This window comes from Mycobacterium sp. E1715 (assembly GCF_001667625.1).
In the GTDB taxonomy this organism is placed as follows: domain Bacteria; phylum Actinomycetota; class Actinomycetes; order Mycobacteriales; family Mycobacteriaceae; genus Mycobacterium.
This window is the reverse complement of sequence record NZ_LZJJ01000092.1, coordinates 43,840-50,366: the sequence shown is the minus strand read 5'-3', so window position 1 is coordinate 50,366 and position 6,527 is coordinate 43,840. Positions and strand designations below refer to the sequence as shown.

Below are 6,527 nucleotides of genomic sequence, written 5' to 3'. Positions count from 1 at the left end.
TCGTTGTCCATGTAGAGCTGCGCGACCTTTGCCGAGTTCTGGAACCTCATCCACGGATCCATCTGCAGCGTCGCCCAGTTCGCGCTGTTGCGGGTGGTGAACACGTGCAGCCCGATCTGCCGGGCACGTTCCATCAGCTTCCACAGCGCCGCCCCCACCGGCGGTTTGGGCGGGTAACTCTGATCGGGACGCAGGTCTTGGACATCGTCGATCAGCACGAAATGCCGTGGCCCCTCCCAGGGCTTGAGCGCACGCAGCTCTTCCTGGCTCAGTCCCTTGGGGGGCAGCCGGGGCAGCAGGACCTGTTGTGCGAGCGCCGTGATCACCTCATCGATCTCGTCTTGGTCATAGGCATACGCCCGCACATACCCCGGTCCGCTCAAATCCCGCAGACCGTGCGGTGCCGTCTTCGGATCGATCAGCGTCAGCTGCGCCTCCTCCGGGCTGAACCGGCTCATGACCGCCTCGCCGATGGAAACCAGCGACAGCGTCTTCCCGCAGCCCTGCCGGCCCAGGATCATCAGCCCTGGGCTCTCCCGCAGCTTGAGCGGAACTGGGCCCAGTTCATGGCGCTCGCCGATCGCGAAAGCGATGGACAGGTCGTCACCGCTCGGATGCGCGGCGGCGTACTCGAGAATCGCCCGCAACTCCACCCGCTGCGGAAGCCGCTGCAGCGTCGCGTGTTTCGTCACGCCCGCCACATCGGCGATCCGCGCGCCGACGTCGACGATGCTCACCAGCGCGCCGGTCGCGGGGTCGGAGAGCGCCGGTACCCCGACGCGCAACTCGTGCAGGCTGTCGGTCAGTCCGAAGCCCGGACGATTCAGCGTCCGCCGCGCGGCGTCCCGCGACTCGAGGGACGAATGCCCCATCTGGCTCTCGCTCGGGTCGGCCAGCCGCAATTGGATTCGCGCCGTGGCGTTTTGCAACAGGCTCTGCCGCTGGCCGTGGATCCAGCCGCCAGCGCTGCACATCACGTGCACGCCGTACTCGGGACCGCGGCTGCTCAGCGAGATGATCCGATCGCCCAGGATGGTGTCTTTCGAGTAGACGTCGTCATAGTCATCGACCACCACGAAGACGTCGCCGAACGGGTCGTTGGGGTCGGTGCCGCCCAGGCCGTCGCTCCCCGGCCCGAACCGGCGCTCCCTGAAGCCGTCGAGGTCGATCCTCAGCCGCCGGAACGAGTCCTCGCGCGCGTCGATCAGGGCGTCCATGCTGCTCAAGATCCGCTCGATGCCCTCGGCGTCCTTCGGTGACACGATGTCGGTGACGTGCGGGAGCGAGGCCACCTGCGCCAGGGTCGCACCGCCGATGCAGAAGAACGTGACGCGCGCCGGGGTGTACATCGTTGCCGCCGAGGACATCAGCGTCATCAGGGTGGTCGTCTTACCGCGCTGCTTGGCCCCCACCACAATGACGTTGCTGCGCAGCGCATCGACGGCGTGGACCACCTGCTTGGACTCTTCCGGGATGTCCATCACGCCCACCGGGAACATCAGCCCCGGGTTCTCGCCGTAGTCGACATGCCACGGCTTGCCCCGGTAGGCGGCCACCAGGGTATCGATGGGCTCGGGGTCCTCCAGCGGCTCCAGCCACGGCCGCCGCGGTGACCGGTGTGGGACCTGATGCAGCGACTCCCGCAGCACGTCGACGATCTTCTTTCTCTTGAAACCGTCGTCGTGGTAGAGGAATTCGTCGGGTTCGGCGTCGACGGCGGCGGCCGCTTGGAGCGCCGCTGCGTCCGATTCCTCGAGCGGCTGATACAGCCAGTTGTAGAGCCGGGGCTTGGTCAACGTCATGTCGACCGTGGTCGACACCTCCTTGGCCTTCGGCACCACGAAGGGCGCCGAGAGGTAGAAGCACCGGAACGGTTCCAGGTCTCGCGGCCCCACCTTCAGTAGCGCGAAGCCGTTTTCCTTCGACGGCAGGTGGTAGGCGGCGTCCGACCCGATCACCTCGCGGCTGTCGTCGCCGGACTCCGCGCGCAGCGCGATACGGAACGCGATATTGGACTTGACTTTCTGCAGCGACGACAGGTCCAGGCGCTGCCCGCCCAACATGAAGAACACGTTGGCGCCGCGGCCCTCCTGCCCGATGTGGATGATCAGGTTGATCCACTTCTCATGATTGGCGAAGAGTTCCAGGTATTCGTCGACGATGACGAGCAGGACGGGCACCGGGGGGAGGTCGCGACCGGCGAGCCGGATCTCCTCGTAGTCGTTGGCGTCGCGGGCACCCACCGAGGTGAACAACTCATAGCGCTGCTTGATCTCGCCGTCGATGACGCGGCGCATCCGCTCGGCCAGATGCCGCTCGTCCTTGCCGAGATTCGACAGGGCGGCGACCACATGCGGGATGCCCAGGATGTCCTGGGCCGCCGATTCGAACTTCATGTCGACGAAGATGACGTTGAACGTCTCCGGGGAGTGCGTCAGCGCGATGCCGTACACCAGCGAGAGGAAGAACTCCGACTTGCCCGAGCCACTGGTGCCGATGACCACGGAGTGAAAACCGAAGCCGCCGAAGTCCTTCGCGCGAATGATGATGTTCTGCAGCTCGCCGGTGGGCTTGGCGCCGACCGGGATTTCGCACCACCGCTCGTCGCCGCGGCCGCGCCGCTCGGCCCACAGCCGGTCGACGTCCAGCTCGCGGGGGTCGATGATGCCCAGCCCGCGCAGCAACTCCGCGGCGCCGCCGGCCGAATCGGCGATCTCGCTACGGCTCGTCGGTGACCACCGCGCCATCGCCCGCGCATACCGGTAGGCGCGGTGAATCGACAGCTGGTCGGCGTGGGCGAAGAATTTGTCGCGCACCCGCAGCAGGGGCGCCGGGCGTCCGTCTTCGCCGTCGGCGTCGAATCCGTTGCGGCCGAAGCCGAATCTGACTTCGCCGTTGGCGGTTGGGCCGTGCCGCTCGGTCATCTCGAAGACCTGGTCCTGGGCGAACCCCACCCCGGTGCCCACCCGTGATGCGATGCGCAGCAGGGTGATGCCCGCCTTGCCGACCTGACCGACCACGCTCTCCCACGCGTCGGGGCTGCCGGTGTTGTCGTCGACGATCACCAGGTGCGGACCCAGATCCACTGTGGTGGAGCCGGTTTCGAGGGCCGATCCCATCGCGGTCGGACTGGCCGCCGCCATCGGCGTCCACGCGCCGCGCTTACCTTTCATGTGCAGCTCTGCGCCGAGGGTTTCCTCCAGCTCTTCAGGGGTGGCGAACACCAGCCGCCGAAAGCCGCATGCGTCGAACAGCTCGTCGTGCAGGTTGTGCGGCAGCCACACCATCCACGACCACACTTCAGGATTGCGGGTGACGACCATCAATTTCAGGTCGCGCGGGTTGTGGAACACGGCCAGCGAGCACAGCACGGACCGCAACAGCGAGCGCATTCGGTCGAGGTCTTCGCCGACGAAGCTGAAGCCCGGCGCCGACCGCAGGTTGACCACCTTGGCGATGTCGCGAATCTTGCGCTGTTCCAGGATGAAATCGCGCAGCGCCTGTCCGGTGACGGGTTCGAGTTCCTCATCGGAGGCGATGTCGGGCCAGGTGACCGACAGCACCGAGTCGGGTGCGTGCTGCACACCGGTGCCGAGCCGCACCTCCAGGAAGTCCGTGTCACCACGACCGCGTTCCCACATCCGCGGGCCGCCGATGATCGCTCCGAGCCCGCGAGGATCCGAGTGCACCGCGTTCTGCCATTCGCGCTGCGCGCAGACCGCGCTTTGGATCTCGTCGCGGTTGCTGTCGAGGTCGCGCAGGTAGCGGCGGCGGCCCTTTTCCATTTCGCCCCAAGTGATCTTGCGCGCGCGCCCGAACCGCCCGGAGAACGCCAGCATGCTGAACGCGCCGATGCCCATCAACGGGAAGAACCCGGTGGACAGGCTTCGCACCCCGGAGACGTAGAGCATGACGATGGTGCCGATGAGCGCGACGATCAGGGCCGGCACCCCGATCATCACCCAGATGTTGCGCGGCTCGCGCTCCGGCAGGGCGATCGGCGCATTCGGTGCTACCCGAACGGGTTTGGGCGGTTCGATCTTGACCCGGTTGATGGGAAACGCTTTCTTGGACATCCCCTAACCTCCCACCTTCGCCGACGTCGTCACGACAGCGGCCTTGCCGAGCGCCGGCACGGTGTCGCGCGCCACGAGCGCGGCCTCCCGCGACAATTCCGGGCCCGCAGCGAAAGTGCGCAGCAACGGCCACGGCGCCTGCACCGCCGAGGCCGGATCGAGCCCGAGCGCACGCATCGTGTCGTCGTTGGCGGCGATGCCGAACCGCACGCCGTTGTCGGACACCCAGAACATCGATTCCCGGGAATCCGACGTGATCACCCCGCTCGTCGAGGTGACGAAGTTCGCCGCTCCCGGCAGCACCAGGACCTGGTTGGCGACCACGGATGCCGGGTCGCGGTCGTCGCGCACCAGGTGCACGATCCGGTCGTCCAGGTAGGAGTACACCGGAAGCCCCCGCCCGTTGTAGATCACGACGCGGGCCTGCGGATCCGTCGAGCCCTTCTCCCAACCGACGCACGTGGTCGGATTAGCCTCAGTGTCAACGAAATTCAGGCGCTTGGTCGGGTAGTAGTCGACGGGCAGGGAATTCACCTGCGGGATGTTGACCAGCACGTCGGGGGTCACCACCCGGGGTGCCGTGGCCCCGTAGGAGTTGGCGCTGCGGAGCAGATCGGCGACGAAGCTCGTGATCTTCTGCACCCCGTCGGGCAACAGCACATAGAACTGCTTGCCGCCGCCGGCGGTTTGGGCCTGCAACACAGCGCCCACCTGTGATCCCGAAACCCAGGTCGACGGCGTGCCCCCCTGGGGGACGTCGGGGACCCGCAGTGGCTCGGTCGCCGGCAGCCCGTCGTACAGGGCGCGCGAAATCTCCACCGGTGACGTCACTCCGGGGTCCAGCCCCAAGCTTAGGGTGATCGCCCTGCTGGCCGGATCGACCTGTGAGCGTTTTCCGCCCCAGATCACGTACGTATTGCCCTCGAACGTCGCGAGCACACCGGCATCCTCGGCCATCGGCGCCGCGCGGTCGCCCCCGTTGAGCGGGCCCGCGATGGACGTGACGACCGGCTTCTCCCCGCTGCGCGGGCGGCCGGCCGTGTCGCACACGGCCCACGCCGAAATCGCCCCGCGGTTCACCGGCATCGCCGCCGGGGCGCCGGGGATACCGATCAGCGGGCCCGTCGGATACTTCGCGATCTCGCTGCGCTTGACCCACGTCGGTGGGTTCGCCGTGCCGGTGGCCAGCCGTGCGGATGTCAGGTTCAGGGCCGGGTAGAGCCGGCCGTCGATGCGGGCGTAGACGGCGCCGGAGTCGCGGTCGCCGATGATCGCCGATTGACCCACGGCGCCAGTAGGTTTCAGGACGTTCAGGAGGAGCATCCACCCGGAGGCGATGGCCACCAACAGGATCGACAACATCAACGCGGCGGTCTGCTTCCGGTCGTCGTGCTTCATGCGCACCGAGAACCGGGTGGTCGCCGCCCGCAATCGTCGGTTGTAGAACAGATGACCGGAATTCTGGTCGCGGTTCGACAAGCTCAGCGGCATGCTCAGTACCCCTTGGGTGCTCGGCGAGGATCGGCCTGCTGAATCCGATCGGCCAGGTTCGACGCGTCGGCGGAGACGCCGTAGCGGCCCATCGCATAGTTGATGAACGCGCACGCCTGCGCCACGAGATTGTGGATGTCGCGGGACGTTCCCGGCTCGTGATAGGCCGCGAAGGTTGGCCCGATGAACTGCCAGGCGCCCTTGCTCGGCGTGCCCCGCGCGGCGTTGGAGTCCCAGTCGTTGACCGCGCCGGCGTTGTAGTTGGACTCGCGGCGTGCCACCAGATCCATGCCGCGCTCCCAGCGGGCGCGCGTCGTTGGGTCGTGGATGCCCTTGACATCCAAGGCTTTACGGATCGCCGCGACCACCGCCGGTCGTCCGCCGCCCTGCTCGCCTCGCATTGTTGTCCGCCTTTGTCGGTAGCGCAGCCGCCTTATTCGAAGGGCCAGCAGCCGAGCCCGTCGGCGGGTGTTCAGGATGTGCCGGTGCTGGGTGCGCAGCCTGGCCGCCATGCGGGCCATCGCCTCGCGGCGGGCCAGCGGGGTATCTGCGGGTGACGTCGTGTCGGCCATCGCGTCGTCCAGGACTCGCCGCGTCGCCGTTCGTGCGTCACCGTGGCCGGCACGCGCCGTCGCGAGGATTCGCGCGAGCATGCGGTCGGTGCCGGCGGATCGGCGCAATTCATCCATTGCGCTTGCCGACCGTTTCGCCGCGGCGGTGGGAAGACCGTCGGTCCTGAATTCGACTTGTTCGTGTGCGCCGGCGACCGGAGCGGCGACGAGTTCGCGCGCGAACAAGCCGTGGCCACGAGCCAACGCCGTCACCGCCTGCATCGTCAGCGGATCAGTCAACGACTGCCCCACCCTGGTCCCCTTTGCGTCCATCCGTCCTGGACACCCGAGCTACTCCCACACCCTCTGGCCGCGGAAAACCCGTGTCAATAGCATGCACGAATCCGCG

Annotated in this window: 3 protein-coding genes; all 3 read right to left on the bottom strand. The window is 67.3% G+C overall.

Annotated elements, in window-relative coordinates; translation table 11 throughout:
* A partial coding sequence (gene eccCa / locus A9X03_RS05320; RefSeq protein ID WP_068260002.1) for a type VII secretion protein EccCa occupies nucleotides 1–4,076 on the bottom strand: 4,076 nt, incomplete at its 3' end.
* 3 nt (nucleotides 4,077–4,079) lie between these two features.
* The gene (gene eccB, locus A9X03_RS05315) at nucleotides 4,080–5,567 is read right to left on the bottom strand and encodes a type VII secretion protein EccB (RefSeq protein WP_067753178.1); all 1,488 of its coding nucleotides are present in this window, start codon (nucleotides 5,565–5,567) and stop codon (nucleotides 4,080–4,082) included.
* A 2-nt stretch (nucleotides 5,568–5,569) separates the two neighbouring features.
* Complete coding sequence (locus A9X03_RS05310) at nucleotides 5,570–6,400, bottom strand: transglycosylase (protein ID WP_068259998.1); 831 nt, start codon at nucleotides 6,398–6,400, stop codon at nucleotides 5,570–5,572.
* Between the last annotated feature and the right edge of the window lie 127 nt (nucleotides 6,401–6,527).

Excerpts from the sequence above, each read along its gene's own strand:
- eccB (WP_067753178.1), bottom strand. The coding sequence starts at position 5,567 with ATGCCGCTGAGCTTGTCGAACCGCGACCAGAATTCCGGTCATCTGTTC.
- A9X03_RS05310 (WP_068259998.1), bottom strand. The coding sequence starts at position 6,400 with ATGCAGGCGGTGACGGCGTTGGCTCGTGGCCACGGCTTGTTCGCGCGC.